Origin of the sequence: Veillonella sp. 20925_1_51 (genome assembly GCF_041431445.1) — a bacterium.
GTDB classification, from domain to species: domain Bacteria; phylum Bacillota; class Negativicutes; order Veillonellales; family Veillonellaceae; genus Veillonella; species Veillonella nakazawae.
Genome location: NZ_JAPVXT010000003.1, coordinates 69,947 through 94,992, shown reverse-complemented (window position 1 = coordinate 94,992; position 25,046 = coordinate 69,947). Strand labels below are relative to the sequence as shown.

Sequence of the window (25,046 nt, the reverse complement as noted above, 5' to 3'; positions counted from 1 at the left end):
GTTTCTTTTGAGATGTATATAACTGATATATAAAACTAAATATAGAACTCGATTTTGTCTTCTTTTGCGAGTTGGAATTGTTCGAAGATATGGTTACGTATATTAACAAAGTTCGGCGATGTACGATCGGTTCTGTCGATGATGTTTACAGGGATGATAGTTTGTACACGACCTGGATTTGCCGCTAGTACTACGACGCGGTCCGCAAGGACTACGGCTTCTTCAATATCGTGGGTAACAAATACAACCGTCTTGCCTTCTTCGCGGCAGATACGAGAGATTTCGTCTTGCAAATTGATGCGTGTTAACGCATCAAGGGCGCCTAACGGCTCGTCCATAAAGATAATATCTGGATCTACCGCTAGTGCACGGGCAATGGATACACGTTGTTGCATGCCCCCAGATAACTCTGCTGGGTAGCGATTACGAGCGTGGTCAAGGCCTACCATTTTAACGTATTTATCGATGATAGCAGGACGCTCTTCTTTAGGCACCTTTTTACTTTCAAGGCCTAGCTCAATATTGCTTTCCACCGTACGCCATGGCAACAAGCCATAATTTTGGAATACCGTTACATATCTGAGTTGAGGCGCTTTCACCTCTTCACCGTCGATAGTAATGGAACCAGATGTAACGAGCTCAAAGCCCGCCATAGCGTTTAATAGCGTACTTTTACCGGAACCAGAAGGGCCTAAGAGGCAAATAAACTCGCCCTTTTCAATGTCTAGATTAATATCTTCAAGAATGGTGAGTGGTTCCCCATCTTTCATAAATTCCTTATGTGCATTGCGCACCGAAATGTAACCCATGAGGCCACCTCCTATTTCTCAATACCCCAACGTTTGTAAATCCATTTTTCGATGAGGGATACGCCCCAATCGAGTAAAAGCCCAACGAAACCGATGGTCAAAATGGCTACCATCAAGAGATCGTTACGCAAGTTATTTCTCATATCGATAATGAGGAAGCCAAGGCCTGTTTGAGAGCCTACCATTTCCCCTGTTACAAGGAAGATCCACGCCGTACCAAGGGCGATGTGAAGACCCGATGCAATGCCTGGGAATACGGCAGGTAATACGACTTTAAATAATAGTTCTGGCTGTTTAATACCAAAGTTGCGCGCTACCTTGATGTACACAGGGTCAATATTTTGAATAGCAGACACGGTGGACAATAACACCGGGAAGAATGCTGCGATAAAGATGATAACGATAGCTGGTGCTTGACCGATACCGAAGAAGAGAACGATAAACGGCAACCACGCCACAGGAGAAATTGGTCGAATGACTTGAACGATTGGATTGATGTAGTTCCAAATCCCCTTATACCACCCCAAGATAAGGCCGAAGAATACGCCAGCCACAACGGAAATGATGTAACCGATAAAGAAACGCACTAAACTATCTGCAATATCTTTAAAAAGAACACCGTCGCCTATAAGTTCTCCAAATCCGAGTAATACCTTATATGGCGTTGGAAATAGCGCTTCATTAAAACCGCCGAGGCGAACGATCAACTCCCAAATTAGCCAAGCTGCGATAAATGAACCTGGCACATATGTATATTTCTTCATGGTCCCCCTCCTATGGTAACAATGATGTATCTACAAACTCTGAATAGGTCGGCACTTTTTTGATTAAATCAATATGTGTCATATGATGCACAAGCGCATTATAACGGTCCTCTGTAAGGGCTAAATCTTTAAACCCAATCACTTGTAAGGAACGTTCAATAATAGGATCCTTAAACTTTAAATATTTTAAGGCAATTTCTTTTTGGGACTCTGGATGCTCATCTAGGTATTTACCTGCATCGAGATAGGCTTTTGTGAAAGCTTTTGCCAAGTCATGATGTTCATCGACGAATTGACCATTAAACACGAGGGCACAGCAAATATTATCATGCCAGAGATGGTCAGGATCTTCGAAGACCTTCCCAGTTCCCATTTCAAGGGCTAGAGAGCCAAATGGTTCGGCTACACTATACCCAGCAATTTGACCTACCGATAGAGCAGATGGCATTTCTGGAGGGCTCATTTCTACGATTTGTACATCTTTTTCAGAAAGACCCGCTTCTTCAAGCATGCAATCCACGAGAACTTTTTGAGTAGATTGTTTATGAGGGATAGCAAAGGATTTGCCTTTTAAGTCTTGAACGGAGTTAATATCCTTATTAACGATAATAATATTACCCTCTGTATGACCAAGTGCAGCAGCACGGACATCAATGCCTTGTTCACGAGCCTTTACACCAAGTTCAACAAGAACAGCTGCGGCATCTACCTTACCAGTATTTAACGCATCCATAAGCTCTGGCCAAGACCCATATTTAACAAGCTCTACATGAACAGGACCATCTGCCGTTTCCAGCTCTTTTGTAGCAAATACTGGTAATGCATGGGTAATTGGTAAATAGGCTACGCGTACAGTCTTTAATTCTTGTGCCGTCTTTGGTTTATAGTGTTCATGATAACCATAGGCTATGCAGCCAATAACCAAGAGAACCACTCCGATGATTAGATACCATGTCTTCTTCATAACTTCCCCTCTTTCTACCTCACAACAAGGGGCGTTTTTGACACATGTCATTTTTCACACTTTTCTAAAACCTAGATGAAGTCTGGTTCTAGAATACCTTGTCTTCTAAACTTATTTATACCCTACTATATCAATATGTATTAATTATGTCAATAAAACACAGTAATATTGTAGGTATTATTATTTAGGTACGAAATACATCAATATAGACCAAATAAATCCAAATAAATATAGTAGTCTAAGTATAGTAGTCTAAAGATATGAACTACTATATCTACAAAACGATTTAGCACTCCAGCTTTAGCAATACTATAAACAAGAACTCTATCACTAAACAAAAAAGCAGGTAGTATCCATTGGATACTACCTGCTACTAGCTTTAATATTTTCAGCTTTAATATTTTCACTTATTGTTAGATTGTATGTGAAGATTCACTTAAAACAGTGTCTTTTTATTTAGTATATATACTTCTGCTGTACCAGCTTCGCTAGACTCAGATACATTTGGGTAGATAGTAGACTGACGGAAGTGCTTGATTTCACCTTTTGGAACGATGAGCATTAGAGGTTTACCAGAGGCGATTATCTTGTTAAATTCCTCTTCGTTAACTTGTTCCATAAGATATTTCTTTGACCACTCGGCACTGCGTTTTTTAATTTTATCTCGATCATCCCAGCGACTTTCATCACCGTTGATTTTAATAATCTTATGACCTGTATAGTATACAGCGGATGTACTGTACCCGTTGTAGTAATAGATATCCCCATCATAGGAGTCTACCACAGGCACTACATCGATATTACTACGCTGTTTTACAAATGGTTCTAACCCTTCTACCACAACAATGGAAGAAATAACCATCGTACCTAGGACAATGACACTAACAAGACGATACCCTTTTTTCGTATACCATGCGTGGAATAAAAGGATTACGGCTACAGCCGCCACAACATAGAGCAAGAAGTAGAAGCCCCATGGAGCAAAGAATGATCCCGCTACATAAGCAATCCATAAGAGTAAGGTAGGTCCCATAATGACCCATTTAACAGCTCTAGATTTACCTTTACGTATAATCTTCATAACGCCCATAGCGCCGATGGCACTAAAGGGAACTAAGCTCACGAATGTATATAAAGGATATTTTGTAGCCATTAAGGTGTAGAACAAAACGACCCCAACACCCCAAGTCATGTTATAGATAAAGGCTGTATGACGCTGTTTAAAACCATCAATCATGCCGTAAATAACAGCACCAGTCCACGGCAAAGAAGCACCTAGGAAGATGGCGATATAATACCACCACACATTATCTTCAGGATGTTCAGATTGTGTGGCCCGTGTTACATTGTGAAGCCCTAAGAAGCCATTGATAAAATCTTGACCGTGAACGCTGTACATATACACATACCACGGCAAGCAGACTACACAAAAGGCAAGAATGCCACGCCAATCAAAGATAGCTTTCACCATCGACCAAGAACGATTGATCCCAGCAAAAACGAGTAAAATCATACCAGGCAAAACGAGTGCTACAGGCCCCTTTGTGAGCACCCCGAGGGCTGCAAAGATATAGGCCACAATCATAGCATGTGGTTTCTGTTCCACCATCCCCTTATAGGAATAAATCATGACCATGATCGTCGTATAAAGTAGCACCATATCCGTAATAACGCCATGAGCTACGGTCCAGAACATGAGGGATGTACCAAGAACACCGGCCGCAATTAAGCCGAGAGCCCACTTGCCGCTCATAGTACGCGTCGATTGATACATAGTCGCTACAGATAAAGCGCCAAAGATAGCACTTGGTAAACGAACCACCCAATCGGCAATACCAAAGATTTTAAATCCAAGGGCAATGAGCCAATAAATCATAATTGGTTTATCGTACCAATAGGTACCGTAAATTTGAGGTGACAACCAATCTCCGGAGAGAACCATTTCCTTAGCAGTTAACGCATAGTTAGATTCCACAGGATCCGTAACAGGCAACATATTATTGCCAAACAGATAAAAAACGAGCCATACAATAAATACGACTGGCGTTAATCGTGAAAGTTTCATAAGGGCCTCCTTATCGGCGATTGCGATAGTATTTAAAGCCCAATACAGCCGCTATAATAACGAATACAACAATCATAACAATCAAGAATTCATGATTGTATTGGATAAGATCCTTCCAATTTTCACCGAGTACTTTACCCAGGTAAACAAGAAGGATTGTCCAAGGAATCGTGCCTAGTACAGTCCAAATGACAAAATGCCACATTGGATAACGAGCCATGCCAGCTGGGAAAGAAATAAATGTACGAACACCTGGCAACAAACGGCCAAAGAACACCGCGGCACCACCATACTTATTAAACAACTTTTCAGCGAGTTCAAATTTATGTTCATTAAAGAATATGTATTTGCCATATTTCAAAAGAAGTGGACGTCCGCCATGCTCACCCATCCAGTAGGATAAGATAGAGCCTACAATCCCTGCTAAAATACCTACAACCATAGTCGTATGTAAATCAAATATGCCCTGAGCAATCAGATATCCTGCAAAACCTAAGACGATTTCACTAGGAATAGGAATGTTAGCATTTTCCAAAACCATTGCAATAAACATGGCTCCATAGCCATACGTTTCCATAAATGAAATGATATATTCCACTGTTTTACCCCTTTTTAATCCCCATACGGGTCCATTATGCACAAATTTTTGGGCATAGTATTTTCATCATTACCATACTTATTCGGTATATCTTATATTTTACCATAATAAAAAGGCCCTCACCACAGGTGAAAGCCTTTTTACCATTTAACTGTATGCGATTATTGCAATTCAGTAGTTTGAGTTGTTACTTCACGAGCCGTAGTAAATGCAGCAAGTTCTGCATCACCAGAACCAAGGATTACTTTGTTAGCTACTAGCGCATTAGCCGCTGTTTTAGCATCTTGTAAAGTAATTCCAGCACGAGGAGCACTAATTGTGACTGATGTGCTTTTACCACCGACCGTAGAAAATGTAAGATATACAACGCGTTTTTCCGCCATGTGGGCGCCTCCTTTCACGTTTCATAAACAAGTTCTCGAATTTAGATAGAATAGGATGATTTCTGCAATTCTGTAATTACACAAATTACACTTAGATTAAATATATCTATCTACAATTCATATCAATAAGGATGGGAATGTGTGGACTTGCGATTGCTACACCCTTTTACGACTATGCAAGGATGTATGAAATCAGCAATTTAGGATGTGTTTGGATCACCTAAAAAAAGAATAGATAAGATTCAATTAATGTCCTAAGGATACTTCATTGACGCGGACCACGTCGGACAAGCTGTGGTCATACAAGGCTGCCAGCGCATTACCAACAGTTTTTACATTATCGTCGGACGCTTCTTCTGCAACACGAGTATAGGTTACGTCTTTGTACTTCGGCGCATCTTCGGTACCGATGTTAAAACGCAACACCAATTTAGTGCGTTTAATGTTAGCCATCGTATCACCTCCTTTCACCCTCTTATATTCCTGAGGTCCTCCTTCGACAACCCCCTCTAAAGTAATTGCGGTAATCATTGTGAAAGTCAGAGAACAACAACTTTAAATCTATCCTTCTTACAGTATTTATATAAATCTAACAAACAATATAGGAGCATACACGCTATAAACTTGTCATAAATACAGAAAAAGACCCTTACAAGTCATTAGCTATACAAATATAACTAACAACTGTAAAGGTCTACATAAGCCCATAAAGGGCAATGAAAATCTATAAAGTACCATAAACTATTATTAAGGTCTATGCTCAATAGATAAATACTATTCAGTTTTCAAGGCTAGCATAAAGTCATGTGCTTTTACAGCTGCTTCAGTATCTACAAAGTGTAGCGGGTTTAATAAGCGACAGAATTTAAAGAGATATTCATGTTTACGTAAAATTTCTTTTACATGTAACACCGTATCGCGCGCCGTACGAGCCGAACTATAGCCATTCATCATAGCGTATAGGTAAGAAATCGGTAGATTATCTTCACGCAAATAGCTATGCACAAAGATGAGTAAATCCCAACCTTGTGGTGTAAATTCAGGCCAACGACGACCATTTTCCCAATCTAATAAAGTAACCTTATCAGTATCTGGATCATAGGTGATATCTCGCATGGCAGGACGGCCATGGGACAAACCATAGTCATGAAGTTGTCCCAATGTTTTACCAAAACTATAGAAGATATGAGTAACCATATCTTGTAAGCTATCATCATCAGGATGTTTCGCTGGCAATTCACTATAATAGGTTAATGTTTTACCAGACCCTTCTGTAACGAAATAATGCTCTCTGAAACCAGCAATCACTGGCGCTACAGGCAACTGAGTATTTACGAAGGAAATTTTATAAAACTCATAATCAAAAGAAGCTCTAGGAGCTGGTTTAATCCAACTAGAGCGGTGATTACTGATATCTTGTTTTACATAATAGGTTTTATCATTAAACTCTACAGAAAAAACACGATGGTCTTTCTCTTCATCGATTATGCGATCAATATATTCTAATAACATATCATTCATTATAGCCTCCCTGTGTATAACACTCTACAACACTAGTGTCCCTCAGGCATATATTTCAAAAAAAATCTAATATAACAATTTACCCTTCTATTGTTATATTCCTCGAAATATATAATATTAAATAATTTATGAGTAATAACATAGTAGCTATTACTCATTTAAGTGTATACAATTAATGTATTTATTATACTACAATTATCATCTCATATCAAAGAGAATTCACTTCACCAATACAGATAAACACTGTATTATCGGCAAACTCTTCATGTTAATCTCAAATAACCCACCTTGGTTTTAACCCACAAAAGAAAAACCCCCTAGCCTAAGCTAGGGGGTTCTTCTGGTAATTATGATAATAGGTTTAGATTTAAGACAATACGAGGACCAACTGAGGTCATGTCTAAATCAAACGAATTAACCAACGAATTTAGTCACTGCTGCAGTATCAGTTAAGTGACGTTTAGGCATGCCCATTTCTTCAGGGGAAATGCCAAGAGCAAGACCCACTAATTGGGACATGTGCAAGATTGGCATATCTTTGCCACCGCCAACAACTTCTTTTGCTTCTTTTTGGAACATATCAAGTTGCATTTGGCAAAGTGGGCAAGGAGTTACTACGCAATCTGCGCCTTCTGTAGCTGCATCTTTGTTGATGGAGCCAGTCATTTGCATTACGGAATCATGTGCAGGGTATACAGCATGGAAACCGCAGCAATCAAGTTTACGGGAGAAGTCGATTGGTGTAGCACCGATAGCAGAGATCAAATCTGCTAAGGATGTAGGCATTTGATAATCTTCGAAGCCCAATTCAGTTTGAGGACGAAGAATATGGCAACCATAGTATTCAGCTACACGTAAACCAGTTAAAGGTTTAACAACTTTAGCTTTCAATTTATCCAAACCGTAATCGCGGATCAATACCCATAAGAAATGAGTGATATCAGTTGTACCGCGGTATTGTTTACCGATTTGAGCTAATTTTTTGTTAACTTCGTTCTTTTCTTTTTCGTTTTTATCAAGCTCGTTTTTAGCTTCACGAAGCATCAAAGTACAAGTGTTACATACAGTTAAAAGGTTCAAACCTTTTTCTTCTGCCAATGCAATGTTACGAGCATTTGTAGCAAGTGTAATTTCTGGAGCGATGTCTTGAACGTGGGACGCGCCGCAGCAAGTCCAGCCGTCAAGCTCTTCCAACTCGATGCCTAATTTTTTAGCTACAGCAACTGTTGCTAAGTAGTCTTCTTTGGCAGCGCTTTCAAGAACGCAACCTGGGAAAAATGCGTATTTCATTATTTGCTTACCTCCTCAGCTGCTTTCATAAGTCTGCGAACACCATCAATACCATTTACAGGTTTTTGAGGTACTACAAGTTCGAATGGATTGATTTTGCTGTGTTTCCACAAACGTAAAGCATAGAATGCTTGTTTAGCGGAATCAACAACACCATCAGATTTCAAGCTCATAGAAACTTCTTTCAAGCGACCAGTTTTGTAGAGATCGTCTTTGAAAGCAACTGCATGGCGAACGCCTTTGCTGTTAGTAAGACCAGCTTTTGTAGCTTCTTTACGCAAGTTGGAAATATCTTGAGCAGGTTTTAAGTGTTTAGGACAACGGGAGATACAGTTCATGCAGTGAACGCATTTCCAAAGACCGTTGTCGAATGCAGGTTGAATGTGAGCCATAGGTGCATCATCACGGCTATCCAATACGAAACGGTTAGCTTTTGTGAATACATATGGTTCTAAGAAGTCATCTTGACGTGCAGTCAATTTGTTACATTCAGATGCGCAGCAACCACAAAGGATACATTCTGTACCAGCAACGAATTTTTTGAAGTCAGCTGGAGTTTGGCGAACGATTTTGTCACCTTCGTTGAATTCTGCTTTAAGGAAGATCCAAGGAGCAACTGTTTTCAAACGATCAACTTTTGCTTCCCAGTCAACAACTAAGTCACGGATAACGCGGAAGTTGCCGATAGGTGCAATTGTCAATTCATCAGTACCATAACGTTCTGTTAATTCGTCGATTTTAGCTTCGCAACCAAGCATTGCTTCGCCATTTACGCGAATGGAGCAAGCGCCGCAAACTGCGGAACGGCAAGCTGCCAAGAATGTTAAAGTTGGATCTTGAGTATCTTTAATTTTTTGAAGGCCCCAAAGAATTGTACGGTCAGCTTCATAGTCAAATTTGAAAGTCTGTACAAACGCGCGACCTTGTTGGTAACGGTGAATATGGTAGGTGATTTGTCTCATCTTAGTACTTCCTTTCTTGTGGTTCGTATTTAGTGAACACTACGTCGCGTTCAGTCAATTCGTACTCGCCGTTAGCACCCAATTTGATCAAAGAGTGTTTTAAGTATCTTTCATCATTACGTTTTGGATGGTCTTCACGGATATGAGCACCACGAGATTCACGACGGTGTAAAGCGCCCATAGCAATAGCTTTAGCTACTGTTAACATGGAACCGATTTCACAATAGTTAACGAATGCCATGTTGTAAGTACGTTCAGGGTCACCTACATAACAAGTTTTGTAATCTTCGATCAATTGATCGATTTCTTTTAATGCTTCAGTAATACCATCTTCATTACGGAAGATACCTACTTTGTTCCACATTGCATCAGCCAATGCATCGCGGATTTCAACTACAGGACGACCGCCTTCACGAGATGTTACTTCAGTGAATTTAGCTTCCCAAGCTTTTGCAGCTGCAGCTAATTCTGCATCTACGTTAGGTTGTTCATGTGTTTCAGCATAGTCAGCTGCACCAGCACCGGATACTTTACCGAATACTACGCCGTCTGCCAAGGAGTTACCACCTAAACGGTTAGCACCGTGGATGGAGATACAAGAAGCTTCGCCGGAGGAGAACAAACCAGGCAATTCACATGCACAAGTTTTGTAATCAACTACGTCGATACCGCCCATTGTATAGTGACATGTAGGACGAATAGGTACTGGTTGTACTAATGGATCGCAATGTTCGAAAGTCATAGCCAAGTCACGGATACCATGAAGTTTTTCAATGATAACTTCAGGACCTAAGTGACGAAGGTCAGCTACTACATATGCGTTAAGACCAGAACCGAAACCACGACCTGCAGCAATTTCATCTTCGATTGCTTTCGCTACAACGTCACGGGATGCCAATTCCATTTTATTAGGCGCATATTTTTTCATGAAACGTTCGCCTTCAGAGTTAAGAAGGTAGCCACCTTCACCACGAACCGCTTCAGACATCAAGATACCAGTACGACCAAGACCAGTTGGATGGAATTGAATCATTTCCATATCTTTCAATGCATTACCAGCGCGGAATGCTGCTGCCATACCATCGCCTGTGGAAAGGAATGGGTTTGTAGTACGAGTCCAGAAAATACGACCTGCACCACCAGTAGACAAGATAACTGCTTTTGCTTTAATTTGTTCTACGCGACCTTCTTTCATGTTCCACACAACTGCGCCACCAACGTGACCATTTGCGTCTTTAACAAGATCTAAAAGGTACCATTCTTGTAAGAAGTGTACGCCTTCTTTCAAGCATTGTTCATAAGTAGTGTGCAAAATTATGTGACCAGTTTTATCCGCAGAGTAGCAAGTACGTGGATAAGATTGACCACCGAAGTTACGTTGAGCAATTTTGTTTTGCTCTGTACGAGAGAATGGAGCACCCATGTGGTCCATTTCAAGTACGCCTTCTGGACAACGAGAGCAGAAGAATTCGATTGCATCTTGGTCGCCAAGATAGTCAGAACCTTTTACTGTGTCGAAAGTATGTGTTTCGATTGTGTCTTCAGCTGCAACGTTGTTCAAACATGCATTGACACCGCCTTGCGCCATCGCTGTTGCAGAGCGGGTTGGGAAAATTTTAGTAATAAGAGCTACTTTTAAGCCTTTGCGACGACCAACTTCAAGAGCCGCGCGTTGACCAGCGCCACCGCTACCTACTACTAGAACATCAAACTGTTCCATAATGACCTCCTCATAACTACCTATTAATAAGAAAACTTGTTAGACTATCTCATTTCAAAAACTTATAAAAATTTTTGATAACCTAATCATTTTTCTTTCAAGAAAAACCTCATACTTATGCGATTTTTCTATTTCTTTACCTATAATTATAGAGAGCATTTTTAGTCATGTCTAAACCCTATTATGCATAATTAATTTTGATTAATCTAATTGATAATCTATTTCACTTATTGTTTTTCTTGTTTACTTATGAACATTTAAAATAGATTTATGAATATTTCATACAAGAAGTTAAGGATATTACGAAAGTAATTCGGTTCCGAAATTTTTGTATATTTTTATTTCTTACAAGACATCAACTAGCCTTATAAATACTGTGTTTATTCAACATCGAAATCATTCATAATAATTAATATCCGTTAAATTCCTACCAAAACCACCTCGAATTTAACCATCGAAAATCATTAAATTTCTACGACTATTATTGGTATTTATCTCTCTGATAATTATTATCACAAGTTTTTTTAGTGATTTCTTTCACACTCGCCAAAATTGGTAAAATCAGGTCTATCTATGCGCATACGGCAATCTTCGATATAGTTCATCTTTATTCATTAGCAGAATTCATTAAGTTTCAAGTTTTTCCCATCTTTTGGCTTTCAAAACATGAAGAAGGCGCTTATAAACTCGCATATACATTCATCTTTTGCTCATTCCTATTGTATAAGGTATGATAATAGATAAATAAGTTATATAATATTATATATATAGTCACCCTTATATGGTGTTGTGGCTTTCACCAAAAAGAAAGCTTATATATATAATGACTATATTAATGTAGTTAGAGAGCTATATTTTTAACTCATACATAAGGAGAACAGAGAATGAAAATTTTACTTGTAGAAGACGAAGAAATGCTGAATGGCATTACCGCCAAATATTTACGTGCAGAGAATATGACGGTTGATACATGCTTCAACGGTCAACAAGCGATTGATTATGTAAACACATCCAGCTATGACGTTATCGTTATGGATATCATGATGCCGATCCTCGATGGTATTAGTGCTCTTGCTCAAATGCGTAACGATGGCAATACAACACCTGTATTGCTTTTAACTGCAAAAGATTCCTTACAAGATAAAGTTACAGGTCTCAACACTGGTGCTGATGATTACCTTGTAAAACCATTTGATCTTGAAGAGTTAACTGCTCGTATCTATGCATTGGCTCGCCGTAACGCACGTCATGCACAAAATGATATCCATGTAGGTCCTCTTACTATCAATGTGCCTCAACGTACTGTTAAACGCGACGGCGAAACAATCACATTGACGGCAAAAGAATTCGACCTCTTATACTATTTAGCAAGTAACGAAAACATCGTATTATCCCGTCAACAAATTCTTGATCACGTTTGGGAATACGATTATGAAAGCTACTCTAATCTTATCGATGTATACATCAAAGATTTACGTAAAAAGATCGATACTGACGAGAATGTAAAACTCATTCAAACAGTTCGTGGAGTAGGGTATGTCCTCAAAACAGAAAACTAATGATCCTCACCGAGATCTAGATACCATGTCTGGGGCAGCTACCGATTTATTTAATCGGCTGCCCCTAACTTTTAAAATCATGTCTTGGTATACCATCTTCTTGCTTATCATTTTGATGGTTGCATCCGCATGGATTTATGCATATACGCACGAATCCGATAACAAAGAAGTTCGCGAGCGCTTACAGCAGCAAGCAATGATCATGGCTACGGATATCCGTAAATTTAAACCGTACCAAGATAACACATTCTTCTTTGTATCAACCCAGGATGGCTATATCATTAAAGGTGCGCTACCAGATGGTTTCCCTAATCAAACAGTCCTATCCTTGGGTCAAGTTGGAGAAATCGCTGTTGGCGATGATACCTTCTACTACTACGATACACCGGTTAATGAACCAAATTATCGTGGTATTTTGCGCGCTGTTACAAAGGTAAAAACGGCCTCTAAAAAAACAGAAAACCTTTTATATAGTTTATTATTAGGTGATGTTATATTCTTGTTGATTTCATCATTAGGCGGTTATCTATTCATCAAGAAAGGTCTCAAGCCGGTCCGAACCTTGACGAAAACAGCTAAGGTTATCGGTAAGAATAACGACTTAAGTCGCCGTATTGATATTCCATCCCGTACAGCACGGGATGAAATATACGAGCTTACCACCACATTTAACCGCATGCTTTCAGGCCTTGAAGATTCCTCCAATCGGGAGAAGCAATTTAGTTCTGACGTATCCCACGAATTGCGCACACCGATTGCGGTTATTAAAGCGGAAAGTGAGTTTGCATTAAAATACGGTCGTACAGAGGATGATTTACGTGAAGGTCTGACACATATCTTGGAACAAGCCAAGTTTATGACAAACCTCGTAAGCCAATTGCTCGATGTAGCACGCCTTGAAAATGCTCATGACCTTAACTTAGCGCCTGTAGATGTGTCGTTAATGTTAACGAACATGGTACATGACTATACACGGCTCTGTGCAGAAAATACAGAAAAAAGGATTTCCATCACATCCACCATTCAACCTAATATCCGTATCGTCGCTCATGAAGTATCCTTACGTCGTGCCATTACAAACTTAGTTGACAATGCTATCAAGTTTACGAACTCCACTATCGACATTTCAGCTAAGCTTGCAGGTGGTGAACTGATTATCACGGTAACAGATAACGGCATCGGTATCGAGCCTGAAAACCTCGAGCATATTTGGGATCGAATGTATCAAACAGAGCAATCTCGGAACAAGAAATCCAACCACGGTATCGGCCTTGGCCTGTACTTTGTAAACAAAGTTATTAGCTTGCACCACGGCACAGTAACAGCCACCAGTGAACCTCAAGTAAGAACAACATTTACAGTTCGATTGCCATACAATAGAATTGAAGAATAAGCTAAAGGTTACATACATATAACAAAACGCTAGCACAGAGACATCGTCTCGTTGCTAGCGTTTTTGTATTATGTAGCGTTTATAGTATATAATCTTGAATGGTTTAGCCTATGAATTGTTGCCATAGCGGCATATAAACGTATTCCAGGAAGGTCCATACAACAAGACCCGCTACAGCACCAACGATGGCACCATTAATACGAATCCAGCTGAGGTCGTCCTCCACCTTAGATTCGATGAAGTAAATAAACTTCTCTGTGCTAAGGCCGCCGAGCACTTGGCGTATGATGGTTTCAATGAGGTCGTAGCCCTGTTCGAGGACATAGATGCCAATATTATGCAATGTATCTTCTATACGTTTTCTAAGATCTTCGGATTGACCGTATACGGTCCACAATTCAAGTGCAATATTCACGAGAACTTGTGCTGGTGTTTCTCCATTTTCATCCCCTACGAGTAACAATTCCTCTACATAAGGGCATAAATGGTTTTCAATGACAGATTCCCAATCTTGTTCACGAATCCAACGTTCCCACGCTTCATCGAGAGCATCACAAACCTCACGGTTTTCTTCTATATGGCGAATTGGATCTACCCATTGGCGAAGCCATGCAGTCCGTTCAGGACTATTTGGTCGCTTCCAGTTTTCAAGCATAGCATAAGCCTCTTGAACGATAGCCTGTGCCAACTCATGGTAGTTTACCACATCAGTCGCTTCAGACATGGAGATAAGGAAATCAGACCAGAAGCCTTTCCTCTTTTTCTTATGAGCCTCTTCTGCTACAACCGCTGTAAGCCATGTCACCATAGCTGGATGGTTGATACGTTCTTGAATTACGTTCAATACCTGTACAACCATGCCTTCATAGCGATTATGTTCACATAAATCGAGCAATACGTGTTTTAACACAGGTACGAGGGAATGTTTTTGAAGCAATCCACGAATGCGTTTCGCTCCCCACTGTGCCCATTCCTCACTCGTTTGAGATTTCCATAATAGATGCAACCCTTGATGGATAACGAGACGTGCTGCCCGTTGCCCTTCCGGTGATAGCAAGAATTTTTCAAACAATGGAACAAATTCCACATTATTTAACAATACCTTGCAACGATCCTTGGTAAGCATCTTCGTCTCAACCAACTTAATAACACCATTGATAAGGCGATCCTTATTTCGAGGAATTAACGCTGTATGATACGGGAATCCGAGCGGCTTACGGAATAAGGCTGTTACGGCAAACCAGTCCGCTACACTACCGATGAGCGCAGACTGTACAGCCCAATAAAGCGGCTGGTACCAGCTTTCATGACCATAGAGAAATTGACCTACAAAAACAAAACAGTACAATACAGCAGTCAAACCAAGAATACCGTTTGCGCGTTGCCGCAAGGTGAGGGATTTCAAATATCTAATCATTTGAGCACCCCCTCTACAAAAAGGGTCAAGCCGTAGAAGATGCCGCCTAGGATAGCCCCTACGAGAGAGCCGTTAATACGAACCATTTGAAGGTCATAGTACATCTTGCCGCGTACGATTTGGGTAATTTCCTCAGGTGAATAGCGAGATAGTTCCTGCCCCACCACCTTATCGATAAGAGGGTTCAATTTTTGTAACCACGGAATGCTACGAAGCAAGAAGAACCGTTCAAAAGGCGCTTGCTTATCTGGGTTCAACAAGATTTCCGTACCGAGCACATTAAAGCGATCGATAACGATATCCATGAGGCGTTTCCAGTCTACAGTATCGCCGTCGATGAGCTTGCCTTCCCATTCTTCGAGAACCATTTTAATCCATTGATCTTTGTGCTCTTCGATAAAAGCTTGCCACTCTGCATTAGTTTCCAAATTATTGAAGAAACGAATGGCTTGGCCCCATACGTAACGACCTAAATCAGAATCTATAGACTCGTTATCCTTTAGGAATTGAACAGCCTTTTTCTGTACCGTTTCTACCAATCGTTCTGGTGAAAGCCCATCGCCACCAAAGGCAATAGCCAATTCACGGAAGAAAGAATCCTTCGTATAGGTTTTCATAATGTCAAGCATAACGCGGTACAAGTACGGATATACTTGATTAGATGCAATGACACGCTGACATGTACGGTTAAAGTAGAGCCAGAAAACACTTGCTGTTTGGCGCTCTAACATGCAGCGACCAAACAAGATAACGAGAGGTGTCGCCTTCCAATTTGTGACACCTTTATATATGGCCTTGTTGATTTCCTGACGCATAGGTTCAATGTCCATATGTGACAAAACCTGATTACCTACACCATACAAAATATCGCGCATTTGGCCTTGCCCTACATCGCTCATGCCGTATTCGATGATACGGACCATAACGCGCTCTTTTTTGATGGCATAGTACATTTGAGGCACGCGCAACAACTCTTCACTGAGCATGGTACGCCCTATTTGAATAAGACGCTCCTTGCTACGCGGCAAGATGGCTGTCTTAAACGGAATACCCAAAGGCTTCGTAAAGAGTGCCGTTACCGCATACCAGTCCGCTAATCCACCGATCATAGCAGCTCCAGATACGTGCATGATAAATGCCCAAAACATATCTTGCCGTTGTGGATATGCAATTAAAAATATAATAGCCATGACAACCAACAGGGTGGTTGCCACTGGTTTAGTTTTCATCATCACTTGATCCTAACTTACTGAATTACGTATATAGACTCTCCCCATACAACGTAGTGACCACATAGGTCACGAACTTTCACGAACTACAACTTGTGAAAGTATATTTAGAATGTGCATTCATCGCCATCTTTTTGAGGCTCCCATACAGGAACATAGCCAAAGAGTGCTTTAAAATACACGGATGGTGTCCATAGTGGGCCATTTAGATGCATAGGAATAAAGGCTTTTTTTACCTCTACACGGCGCAAGAACTCAATACTGCCCCACTCCATAGCGTCTTCTAGACGATTATCTACCGGGAACATCGCCACGTCTACAGATAAGCCGTCTAATTCCTTAAACTCACGCCATGCCATGCGTTTTGCATCAGCATTATTCTCCGGAGTATCGCCAAGCCAATGCCACCAGTTGAGGTCACCTGCATGGAAGATAGAATCAGAGTCGATATCAGCCGTATTTGTCTTTACGTAGAAAGAACCGCCTTCATCGGTGCTACCATACATATGGATACCTACATCATCTAATGTAGCATCTTGGCCAGGGCGCATGGTAATACATTTCTTTACCTTGCCCTCTAATGGAATATCTTGATAGCAAATATAACGAGTTTGAGGACCATCAAACTCCATAATAGACGGATTAAAGTGATCACCGTGAGTGTGGCTCACAAAGAACCAAAGCTCACGACCGCGTTTCGCTAATTGCCAAACTATATTATTAGGATCTTTATAATAATCAAACACATAGCAACGCTTACCATCATCTACGAGGAAGCCGCTATGCGCTAAAAACGTAACATTTAACATTATTATCAATACTCCTCATCTATTGAGAATTTATATCATTCGTATTGTTTATTATACCATATTTTTCTAAATACATGGCATAAACAAATGGCTATTTATGACATATATAAAGGCCTTTTTTTAGCCTTATCAAATATATGGTCCCCCATCTGTATATCATAATAAGGGCAGAAATGCCGCTGCCGCTTCTTACATGCGGCTAGCGGCTTTCATATAATCAATATATTGGTTCCCCCATATTTCAAGAGATGCAAGAACAGTTTTGAATCCAGCTCCGACTTCCGTAAGGCTATATTCAACCTTTGGTGGAATGGTGCCGTATACTTCACGGTGCACAAGGCCATCATCCTCTAATTGGCGCAAGGCTCTTGTTAATGTTGCTTGTGTAATTGGGTATAGGCGGCGCTCTAATTCACGGAAACGCACAGGCCCTTCGGCTAATTCGTGCATGATCAACAAAGACCATTTGCCGGCTAATAACTTTTGACTCGTTGCAAAAGGACAGCGGCCCACTAAATCATGAACATTTACGAGTTGCTCTGCCATTGTAATTCTCCTTCTCTATATAGCTTAAGTAGCTAGTTATAACAAGGCTAAACCTCTATTGCTAAGCTCAACTATGTATAGCTATACTACTATTTCCATTTCAAGATTAGAAATATGTCTTTCTAATGTAGTTCAAATCATATCACAAATTTATCATATTGCAAGCATTTTACAGTATCTTTTTTTAGGGTACAAATTATTTTGAAAAAATTTTAATCAGTATTTATCATAATTCTATCACTTTTGATAGTACCTATCACAAATAATTCTACTATTCAAAATTATCCCCCATACACGAAAGAACCGCTAGTAAAAACTAGCGGTTCTTTTGATATCTTATTGCATATTTACTGTATTAGTAATACAGTCTTTTTCACTACATAGTTCCTTAACAAAAGTCTCTATATTAGCGGATGTTATGCCAATAATGTTTTCACATCGTACTTAAATTTTGCCGTTGCTTCAGCAGCAGTTTTCTGCCACTCTGTAGGTGCTGTACCGTCTTTCTCAAGGAAGAATCCAGAGTCAAGATAGCGAATGATGATGTAGTTGGAGTCTTTTTGATCAAAGCCATTACCACGACTGAAGTCAATGCCATGACCTGTATTGCGTGTTACAATGGCTTCCAATAATGGCAACGTAATGGCATTCAAAGTGATTTTCATATCAGGAGAATCAAACATCTTTTTAAGGAAAGAGCTAGGCTTTTCTTCCTTGTATACTAAAAGCTTGCTAATCGTGCCATTAGATGCACATACTACGCGACGGATATCTTTAATAGGAATATCTACCTTGCCATTTGAGATAACACCGTTTTTAATGGTAATTTCTCGTTTACCCATAAAGGAAGAGTCTAATGGTAATTGAAGAGTATCTAAGTTCGCAGGAAAATCTGCGGTCAATTTATTTCGAGCAAAGGCTGTAAGAATCGCTTTTGTTTCACGAATGTTATGACCAATGTTAGATTCTGTGCGGTCCGTATCTAAATCTTGGCCTTCTATATTTTTCCAATTATGGTCTCTAAACAAAATCGTATAGTTACTATTTGAATTTAGATATCTTGTAAGATATAGCTCATTTACATCTTCAAAATCAATGTCAGTAATAACCGTACCATTAGCATCTTTACAGAGAACTCCATTGTAACTAATAGTTAAAGTACGATCAGAACCTTCAAAAATAACAGGATTTGTATCGAATACAGAAATCATAGCCCTCTCCTTTTTACGACTCTAAACACAATTACACTTGTGCATATCAAGTGTATTCACGCAAGCATTGATTAAATATATTAATCAAATATTATCAACTTAATCATACACCTTCTATATAAGTTTAAACAACTACTATATTTTTCTGACAATCTATCTTCTTAATTAACTTAGAAACACTATATGCTTTCGTAAATATATTTACAATAGATATATTTACAAAAGATATCAAACAATAGCTGTATAAAACAAAAAAGCTGATTCCGAAGAATCAGCTTTTTCTATTTCATTAAAAAGTTTCAAATGAAGTTTTAGTTGAAATTAGATGCTTTCAACAGCAGCGATAGCAGCAACGTCTACAACGTCTTGAGCAGAGCAGCCACGAGAAAGGTCATGAACTGGTTTAGCCAAGCCTTGAATCAATGGGCCAAGAGCGTCAGCGCCGGAGAAGCGTTGTACCAATTTGTAACCGATGTTAGCAGCTTGAAGATCAGGGAAGATCAAGATGTTAGCTTTACCAGCTACGTTGGAGCCAGGAGCTTTCTTTTCTGCTACGGAAGGAACGATGGAAGCGTCCAATTGTAATTCGCCGTCGAATTTGAAGTCAACATTGCGTTCTTTCAAAATGTTAACAGCTTCTACTACTTTGTCTACTTCTGGAGTGGAAGCGGAACCTTTAGTGGAGAAGGACAACATGGATACGCGAGGATCAGCCATGCCAACAACTTTGCGAGCTTTTTCTACAGTGGATTCTGCGATATCAGCCAATTGTTCGCTAGTTGGGTTAGGCAATACGCCGCAGTCGGAGAATACGAGCATACCGTCGTCGCCATATTCTTTTTTGCTTGTGAACATGAACATGGAAGAAGATACTGTTTTAAGGCCTGGTTTAGTACCTACAACTTGTAATGCAGCGCGCAATACGTTTGCAGTTGGGCAAGCAGAACCAGCAACCATGCCATCTACTGCGCCAAGACGAACAAGCATAGCGCCGAAGAATAAGCAGTCACCTTTCATAGTTGCGTCAGCTTTTTCAGGAGTCATACCTTTTTTAGCGCGCAATTCTACGAATGTATCAACCATTTCTTGGTAACGATCGTAGTTAGCTGGATCGATGATTTCAGCACCTTCGATGGATACGCCAACAGCTTTAGCAGCTTCAGCGATTTCAGCAGGATTACCTACCAATACAGGTGTTACGAAACCTTCTTTCAAAATGATTTCAGTTGCTTTCAATACACGTTCATCTTTGTATTCTGGCAACACGATTTTTTTACCTAATGGTTTTACTTGGTCTTTTAATTTTTGAATTAAATCCACGATTTTTGCCTCCTTAACATTGGCTTTATGCCATATCAATACTATTATTATAGCAAGTTAACAGCTCTCTAACAACCATTCTAAAACATTTCGTTGTTGAATTCCGTCATAATTTGCATTTTTATTGAGTTCATCTAAGGTAAGCAAAAACTTAGGATATTGATCATTGATAGCCTCTAGAGGCGCCAGTTCACGATTTAACGTATTTGGATCGAGCACAGTTTCACTAACCTGATAATATTCAGTAATACCAGCTTTTTCTGCCACAAAATCAATTTCACCCTTAGCTAGTTGACCTACATATACAGTATATCCACGACGTATGAGTTCTAGAAAAACAATATTTTCTAATATATGACCTGTATCGCGGCTTGTATTGCCAACAATCAAATTTCTCAAGGTTACATCAACACTATAATATTTCGCATTAATGCGTAGTAATTCTTTGCCTCGTACATCATAGCGATTCACCTTGTATAGTAATAAACTATCTTGTAACCCTTGTAAATATCGTTCTACCGTTTTATTATCAATCTTTCGGCCAGCACTAACAAGAGATTTAGCTATTTTATTTGGTGAAAGCAAGCTTCCCACATTCGCCATAATATATCGCACAATATCTTGTAAAATCATGACATCATTAATTTTTAATCGAGCTACTACATCATGTAATAACAAGGTATTAAAGAGCCCCCGAAGATATTCTTGAATATCAAAATCTTCGCCACCCAATTGTTGTGTATAAGGGAACGAGCTTTCACGAAGATACGCCTCATAGGCAGGAATCAAGGAGTACTGCTGTTCTTCATATTTGCTAAAGTAAAATTCAGCAAAGGACAGTGGTAACATCTGAATTTCTACATATCGACCAGTCAATAGTGTAGCAATATCAGAAGACATAAAATATGCATTTGAACCTGTAATATAAATATCCGTGTTCTCTTTTACAAATAGGCTATCTACAACACGATGAAATTGATCGACATGTTGAATCTCATCAAGAAAAATATAGTTTATTTGATTAGGCTGCATTTGATTTAATATATATTGATACAGCGCATGATACTCTCGTAAAGGTTCGTATTCTAACTCCTCAAAATTTATAGATATAATCTGTTCCGGTTTTACACCCTCTGCTAGTAGCTCATCCTTAAACAGACGAAATAATGTCGATTTACCACAACGACGTATGCCAGAAACGACTTTAATAATAGACCGTTCACGATTCCGTCGTAAAAACTCTATATACCCATGGCGCTGAATCAACTTCATAAGGGCCTCCTCATCTATGTACTTTCTCATAGATGGAACCCAATTACTGTTATTGTCAGTCATCATATCGACTACCTACAAAACTTGGATTCCATTCCAACTTTATACTAATATTACCATAAAGTTGGATTTCATTCCAAAGTTTTATTGTATAGATACATAATTTGGATTTTATTCCTATAATTAATCTAATAAATTATAATACCTCACCTCTATTTGTTCTTATACCAAGGAAGATATATAGCTTTCATTGAACTCTAAGCCTATAAAACGATACAATAGTAAATAGCAAACACTACTAATCGAAACATTAGCTTCTAATCACAAACACCTATTCAGGAGGACTCATGGCCAATACAGAAACGACGATTAACGCAGTTATCAATCCTCAAAACAACGATACCCCCATCGATATAGAGAAAACGATCAAAGCTTTAGAGCGCAATAAATTCGTAGTTCATTATTTTGAAACGGGCGCCGAAGCCATTGCGTATCTAAAAAATCGCATTCAAAACAAATGTGTAGCCATTGGCGATTCTCGCACTTTATTAGAAATAGGTGTTCATGATGCTTTATCTGAGGTCAACGAGGACATAACAGACATTCAGCGTCCACTGCCTGGTGAAAGCTTTCGCGATACTTCGTTACGCACAATGGGACGCGATGTATTTCTCACCTCGGTAAACGCCCTTTCACAAACGGGAGAGATGGTGAATATCGACGGCACAGGCAATCGTGTGGCAGCCTCTCTATTTGGTTCTCAAGAGGTATTCTTTGTATTAGGAGTTAACAAAATCACCCCTGACTTAGCGTCCGCCATTTATCGAGCACGAAATGTAGCAGCCCCACTTAACAGTAAGAAAAACAAAAAGAGCTCTCTCAATCCGTGTGCTACCTTGGACGAAAAATGCTACGACTGCGGCTCTCCAGATCGTATATGTAATGCCTTAACTATTTACTATAAAAAGATGCGTAATATGCAAACCATGGAGATTATTATCATCAATGAATCCTTAGGCTTCTAATGGTTTGTGGACCATTTAGAAAATCTTGTACGCTCATTTGTCCTAATCCAGATACAACCCTATAAATTGTGGACCACCGCGGATCAATAGCACCACTTTCAAGATCACTTATATAAGATTGAGCTAGACCTGATTTATCTGCCAATTGATACTGTGTCATGCCCAATTGTCTACGCCAAAGTAAAATTAATACCCCTAGCTTGTGAACTTCTTGTCGAACCTGTATATCACGACAACATAGGATAGGATTCATAGCAACCTCTATCTACTTTCACACTCAACACATGGTTATGCCTTTACTATACGTCTAGCCCAAGGCCGTGACTAGTAGCAGTTGAAATGCGATAACAGAAAAGCCTCCATAAAAACTAAGGTATAAATTAGTTCTATCGAGGCTTTTTTCTTTGCATATTAAGTTATGTCCGATTTCATCAATTCGTGAAATTTCAGTATATCTAGAGATAATTAAGACTAAAAATACAGGTATTGTACTCGATAAGCTTAGGTTTTATAAGCATTTATCGTAATTTCTATACATTATCTATGCAGGAAACACAAATTTGAATTCTAATATCACACTGGATGAGCCTACATCATAATAGGTACATATATATATATATATATATGACCCTCCACTTTGACCGTAAACTGAAACCAATAATAAAACACTATTAAAACAATATAATAATCAAATCCTTATAGTAAAAAGAGGCCTATACTAAGTATGGCCCCTTTAATTATCTCTATAAGATTATTGATTAGCACTTTCTTGAGCTTTTTTGATTTCCATATATTTAACCATGCCGTCAACAGCTTTTTTAGCTTCCCGCATAGCGAGTACTACTGTAGCAGGTTTATGTACAACGTCACCGCCAGCAAAGACGCCAGCGCGATTAGTCATACCATATGGATCTTCAGATGTAATGATATAGCCTTTTTCATCTACTTTCAAGTTATTACCTTCACCGATAAGACGTGCATTTGGTTTGTGACCAGCAGCGATAATGATTTTATCTACAGGCATAACTTGGAAGTTACCAGTACCGTGGATACCAGCACCATCTTCGTTAAGAGCCATCACTTCGTATTTGAAGCCTTCTACCTTGTCTTTACCTTCTACACCTACTGGAGAAGCGAACCATTGGAATTGAACGCCTTCGGCACGTGCTTCTTCGTATTCAGACAACAATGCTGGCATTTGTTCTTGGCTACGACGGTACGCTACCGTTACGGCTTCACAGCCTAAACGTACGCATGTACGTGCCGCATCCATCGCTACGTTACCACCGCCAATGATGATTACGCGGTCCCCTTTTTTAACAGGAATTTGAGCTTCATCAAGCTCACCATTTTCTACGAGTTGTACGTTAGTCAACAAGTACATAGCTTGGAATACGCCATGAACTTCATCATTTTCCATGCGTACTTCTTGAGGAATATGGGTACCAGTACCGATAAAGATGGAATCAAAGCCTTCAGCGAAGAGTTCGTCCAATGTTTTATCTTGACCGATAAATGTATTACATACGAATTTAACGCCTAAACCTTCAAGACGTGCAATTTCACGACGTACAACGGATTTAGACAAACGGAATTCAGGAATACCGAATAAAAGTACGCCACCTGGTTCAGATTGGCCTTCAAATACAGTTACATCATAACCAAGTTTAGCGATATCGCCAGCTACGGATAAGCCCGCAGGACCGGAACCTACAACGGCAACCTTACCAAGATCTTGTTTGATTTTCTTAGGTTTGCGAAGTTCATTGATGCTTTCAAAATCAGCAGCAAAGCGTTCCAATTTACCGATATTGATAGGCGGTTTCTTCGCCTTATTCATGATACAGTTACCTTCGCATTGGTTTTCGCGTGGACATACGCGGCCACAAATGGATGGCAAGTTTGTACGTTCTGCCAAGATATCGTTGGCTAAACCAAAGTTACCGTGCGCAATAGCTTGGATAAAACGAGGGATTTCGTTTTCAATAGGGCAACCCATACGGCACAATGGTTTTGGACAATTCAGACAACGTTTCGCCTCAGCGAGCGCTTCCTCCATTGTATAATCCGCATCAAAATGTAGTGGTTTTAATTCGTTACTCATGGCACATGCCTCCTAACAAGGATCCAGTACTATACTTATACAGCGTTGCATGTACCTGAGCAATCCGATGAGCCCTCTCACATAG

23 protein-coding genes are annotated in these 25,046 nt (G+C 39.7%); 3 read left to right on the top strand and 20 right to left on the bottom strand.

All coding sequences use genetic code 11. The features are described from left to right. Positions 1-35 precede the first annotated feature (35 nt). From O3607_RS04385 to O3607_RS04335, 11 genes are all read right to left on the bottom strand, one after another. Entirely contained in the window at positions 36-809 is a 774-nt protein-coding gene (locus O3607_RS04385; protein ID WP_105089874.1) for an ABC transporter ATP-binding protein, read from the bottom strand. Between the two features lie 11 nt (positions 810-820). Then, complete coding sequence (locus O3607_RS04380; RefSeq protein WP_295825580.1) at positions 821-1,573, bottom strand: ABC transporter permease; 753 nt, start codon at positions 1,571-1,573, stop codon at positions 821-823. A gap of 10 nt (positions 1,574-1,583) precedes the next feature. Continuing rightward, positions 1,584-2,537 carry an ABC transporter substrate-binding protein gene (locus tag O3607_RS04375; RefSeq protein WP_295220487.1) on the bottom strand — a complete coding sequence of 318 codons (954 nt, stop codon included), beginning with the start codon at positions 2,535-2,537 and terminating at the stop codon, positions 1,584-1,586. A 436-nt stretch (positions 2,538-2,973) separates the two neighbouring features. Beyond that, positions 2,974-4,602, bottom strand: a complete 1,629-nt coding sequence (locus tag O3607_RS04370) for a glycosyltransferase family 39 protein (protein ID WP_213467340.1) — start codon at positions 4,600-4,602, stop codon at positions 2,974-2,976. Between the two features lie 10 nt (positions 4,603-4,612). Beyond that, positions 4,613-5,200, bottom strand: a complete 588-nt coding sequence (locus O3607_RS04365; RefSeq protein WP_039968871.1) for a DedA family protein — start codon at positions 5,198-5,200, stop codon at positions 4,613-4,615. 161 nt (positions 5,201-5,361) lie between these two features. Next, positions 5,362-5,583: a DUF2922 domain-containing protein gene (locus tag O3607_RS04360; RefSeq protein ID WP_009352278.1), complete on the bottom strand. Its 222-nt coding sequence runs from the start codon at positions 5,581-5,583 to the stop codon at positions 5,362-5,364. A 246-nt stretch (positions 5,584-5,829) separates the two neighbouring features. After that, a complete protein-coding gene (locus tag O3607_RS04355; RefSeq protein WP_009352393.1) occupies positions 5,830-6,036 on the bottom strand; it encodes a DUF1659 domain-containing protein in 207 nt (68 codons plus the stop codon). Between the two features lie 321 nt (positions 6,037-6,357). After that, complete coding sequence (locus O3607_RS04350) at positions 6,358-7,104, bottom strand: hypothetical protein (protein ID WP_257846840.1); 747 nt, start codon at positions 7,102-7,104, stop codon at positions 6,358-6,360. Positions 7,105-7,518: 414 nt separating this feature from the next. Continuing rightward, entirely contained in the window at positions 7,519-8,394 is an 876-nt protein-coding gene (locus O3607_RS04345; protein WP_060923769.1) for a CoB--CoM heterodisulfide reductase iron-sulfur subunit B family protein, read from the bottom strand. Continuing rightward, positions 8,394-9,356, bottom strand: a complete 963-nt coding sequence (locus tag O3607_RS04340; RefSeq protein ID WP_005385096.1) for a succinate dehydrogenase/fumarate reductase iron-sulfur subunit — start codon at positions 9,354-9,356, stop codon at positions 8,394-8,396. The genes O3607_RS04345 and O3607_RS04340 overlap by 1 nt, the downstream gene beginning before the upstream one ends. Before the next feature lies 1 nt (position 9,357). Further along, on the bottom strand, positions 9,358-11,076 hold the full coding sequence (locus O3607_RS04335; RefSeq protein WP_060923768.1) for an FAD-binding protein: 1,719 nt from the start codon (positions 11,074-11,076) through the stop codon (positions 9,358-9,360). An 884-nt stretch (positions 11,077-11,960) separates the two neighbouring features. On the opposite strand from O3607_RS04335, the gene O3607_RS04330 reads away from it, so the two are divergent. Continuing rightward, the gene (locus tag O3607_RS04330) at positions 11,961-12,635 is read left to right on the top strand and encodes a response regulator transcription factor (RefSeq protein ID WP_024066445.1); all 675 of its coding nucleotides are present in this window, start codon (positions 11,961-11,963) and stop codon (positions 12,633-12,635) included. Then, positions 12,613-14,028 carry an ATP-binding protein gene (locus tag O3607_RS04325; RefSeq protein ID WP_195186232.1) on the top strand — a complete coding sequence of 472 codons (1,416 nt, stop codon included), beginning with the start codon at positions 12,613-12,615 and terminating at the stop codon, positions 14,026-14,028. Before O3607_RS04330 ends, O3607_RS04325 begins: the two co-directional genes overlap by 23 nt. 103 nt (positions 14,029-14,131) lie before the next feature. On the opposite strand, the gene O3607_RS04320 is transcribed toward O3607_RS04325, so the two are convergent. From O3607_RS04320 to O3607_RS04290, 7 genes are all read right to left on the bottom strand, one after another. Continuing rightward, entirely contained in the window at positions 14,132-15,445 is a 1,314-nt protein-coding gene (locus tag O3607_RS04320) for a DUF445 domain-containing protein (RefSeq protein ID WP_371443384.1), read from the bottom strand. After that, complete coding sequence (locus O3607_RS04315; RefSeq protein WP_371443004.1) at positions 15,442-16,677, bottom strand: DUF445 family protein; 1,236 nt, start codon at positions 16,675-16,677, stop codon at positions 15,442-15,444. Before O3607_RS04315 ends, O3607_RS04320 begins: the two co-directional genes overlap by 4 nt. A gap of 104 nt (positions 16,678-16,781) precedes the next feature. After that, positions 16,782-17,483 carry an MBL fold metallo-hydrolase gene (locus O3607_RS04310; RefSeq protein ID WP_371443383.1) on the bottom strand — a complete coding sequence of 234 codons (702 nt, stop codon included), beginning with the start codon at positions 17,481-17,483 and terminating at the stop codon, positions 16,782-16,784. 189 nt (positions 17,484-17,672) lie between these two features. Next, positions 17,673-18,029, bottom strand: coding sequence for a winged helix-turn-helix transcriptional regulator (locus tag O3607_RS04305; protein ID WP_371443002.1), 357 nt, complete (start codon positions 18,027-18,029; stop codon positions 17,673-17,675). 416 nt (positions 18,030-18,445) lie between these two features. Beyond that, the gene (locus tag O3607_RS04300) at positions 18,446-19,240 is read right to left on the bottom strand and encodes a hypothetical protein (RefSeq protein ID WP_287533565.1); all 795 of its coding nucleotides are present in this window, start codon (positions 19,238-19,240) and stop codon (positions 18,446-18,448) included. A gap of 321 nt (positions 19,241-19,561) precedes the next feature. Further along, positions 19,562-20,560 carry a phosphate acetyltransferase gene (gene pta / locus O3607_RS04295; RefSeq protein WP_008602113.1) on the bottom strand — a complete coding sequence of 333 codons (999 nt, stop codon included), beginning with the start codon at positions 20,558-20,560 and terminating at the stop codon, positions 19,562-19,564. A 57-nt stretch (positions 20,561-20,617) separates the two neighbouring features. Continuing rightward, positions 20,618-21,832, bottom strand: a complete 1,215-nt coding sequence (locus tag O3607_RS04290) for an ATP-binding protein (protein WP_227283669.1) — start codon at positions 21,830-21,832, stop codon at positions 20,618-20,620. A 347-nt stretch (positions 21,833-22,179) separates the two neighbouring features. Between O3607_RS04290 and O3607_RS04285 the strand changes: the two genes are divergently transcribed. Next, on the top strand, positions 22,180-22,857 hold the full coding sequence (locus tag O3607_RS04285; RefSeq protein WP_371443382.1) for a lactate utilization protein: 678 nt from the start codon (positions 22,180-22,182) through the stop codon (positions 22,855-22,857). Here O3607_RS04285 and O3607_RS04280 read toward each other — a convergent pair. After that, positions 22,835-23,110, bottom strand: a complete 276-nt coding sequence (locus O3607_RS04280) for a helix-turn-helix domain-containing protein (protein ID WP_060923759.1) — start codon at positions 23,108-23,110, stop codon at positions 22,835-22,837. The two genes, O3607_RS04285 and O3607_RS04280, sit on opposite strands and share 23 nt — an antisense overlap. A gap of 498 nt (positions 23,111-23,608) precedes the next feature. Beyond that, positions 23,609-24,961, bottom strand: coding sequence for an NAD(P)-dependent oxidoreductase (locus O3607_RS04275; protein ID WP_213467350.1), 1,353 nt, complete (start codon positions 24,959-24,961; stop codon positions 23,609-23,611). Between the last annotated feature and the right edge of the window lie 85 nt (positions 24,962-25,046).

What these genes read in the sequence shown, in the direction of transcription:
- O3607_RS04370 (WP_213467340.1), bottom strand. Translation starts at nt 4,602, where the DNA reads ATGAAACTTTCACGATTAACGCCAGTCGTATTTATTGTATGGCTCGTT.
- O3607_RS04320 (WP_371443384.1), bottom strand. Translation starts at nt 15,445, where the DNA reads ATGATTAGATATTTGAAATCCCTCACCTTGCGGCAACGCGCAAACGGT.
- O3607_RS04360 (WP_009352278.1), bottom strand. Translation starts at nt 5,583, where the DNA reads ATGGCGGAAAAACGCGTTGTATATCTTACATTTTCTACGGTCGGTGGT.
- O3607_RS04275 (WP_213467350.1), bottom strand. Translation starts at nt 24,961, where the DNA reads ATGAGTAACGAATTAAAACCACTACATTTTGATGCGGATTATACAATG.
- O3607_RS04335 (WP_060923768.1), bottom strand. Translation starts at nt 11,076, where the DNA reads ATGGAACAGTTTGATGTTCTAGTAGTAGGTAGCGGTGGCGCTGGTCAA.
- O3607_RS04300 (WP_287533565.1), bottom strand. Translation starts at nt 19,240, where the DNA reads ATGATTTCTGTATTCGATACAAATCCTGTTATTTTTGAAGGTTCTGAT.
- O3607_RS04305 (WP_371443002.1), bottom strand. Translation starts at nt 18,029, where the DNA reads ATGGCAGAGCAACTCGTAAATGTTCATGATTTAGTGGGCCGCTGTCCT.
- O3607_RS04385 (WP_105089874.1), bottom strand. Translation starts at nt 809, where the DNA reads ATGGGTTACATTTCGGTGCGCAATGCACATAAGGAATTTATGAAAGAT.
- O3607_RS04355 (WP_009352393.1), bottom strand. Translation starts at nt 6,036, where the DNA reads ATGGCTAACATTAAACGCACTAAATTGGTGTTGCGTTTTAACATCGGT.
- O3607_RS04345 (WP_060923769.1), bottom strand. Translation starts at nt 8,394, where the DNA reads ATGAAATACGCATTTTTCCCAGGTTGCGTTCTTGAAAGCGCTGCCAAA.
- O3607_RS04375 (WP_295220487.1), bottom strand. Translation starts at nt 2,537, where the DNA reads ATGAAGAAGACATGGTATCTAATCATCGGAGTGGTTCTCTTGGTTATT.
- O3607_RS04350 (WP_257846840.1), bottom strand. Translation starts at nt 7,104, where the DNA reads ATGAATGATATGTTATTAGAATATATTGATCGCATAATCGATGAAGAG.
- O3607_RS04340 (WP_005385096.1), bottom strand. Translation starts at nt 9,356, where the DNA reads ATGAGACAAATCACCTACCATATTCACCGTTACCAACAAGGTCGCGCG.
- O3607_RS04280 (WP_060923759.1), bottom strand. Translation starts at nt 23,110, where the DNA reads ATGAATCCTATCCTATGTTGTCGTGATATACAGGTTCGACAAGAAGTT.
- O3607_RS04315 (WP_371443004.1), bottom strand. Translation starts at nt 16,677, where the DNA reads ATGATGAAAACTAAACCAGTGGCAACCACCCTGTTGGTTGTCATGGCT.
- O3607_RS04380 (WP_295825580.1), bottom strand. Translation starts at nt 1,573, where the DNA reads ATGAAGAAATATACATATGTGCCAGGTTCATTTATCGCAGCTTGGCTA.
- O3607_RS04290 (WP_227283669.1), bottom strand. Translation starts at nt 21,832, where the DNA reads ATGAAGTTGATTCAGCGCCATGGGTATATAGAGTTTTTACGACGGAAT.
- O3607_RS04285 (WP_371443382.1), top strand. Translation starts at nt 22,180, where the DNA reads ATGGCCAATACAGAAACGACGATTAACGCAGTTATCAATCCTCAAAAC.
- O3607_RS04330 (WP_024066445.1), top strand. Translation starts at nt 11,961, where the DNA reads ATGAAAATTTTACTTGTAGAAGACGAAGAAATGCTGAATGGCATTACC.
- O3607_RS04325 (WP_195186232.1), top strand. Translation starts at nt 12,613, where the DNA reads ATGTCCTCAAAACAGAAAACTAATGATCCTCACCGAGATCTAGATACC.
- O3607_RS04310 (WP_371443383.1), bottom strand. Translation starts at nt 17,483, where the DNA reads ATGTTAAATGTTACGTTTTTAGCGCATAGCGGCTTCCTCGTAGATGAT.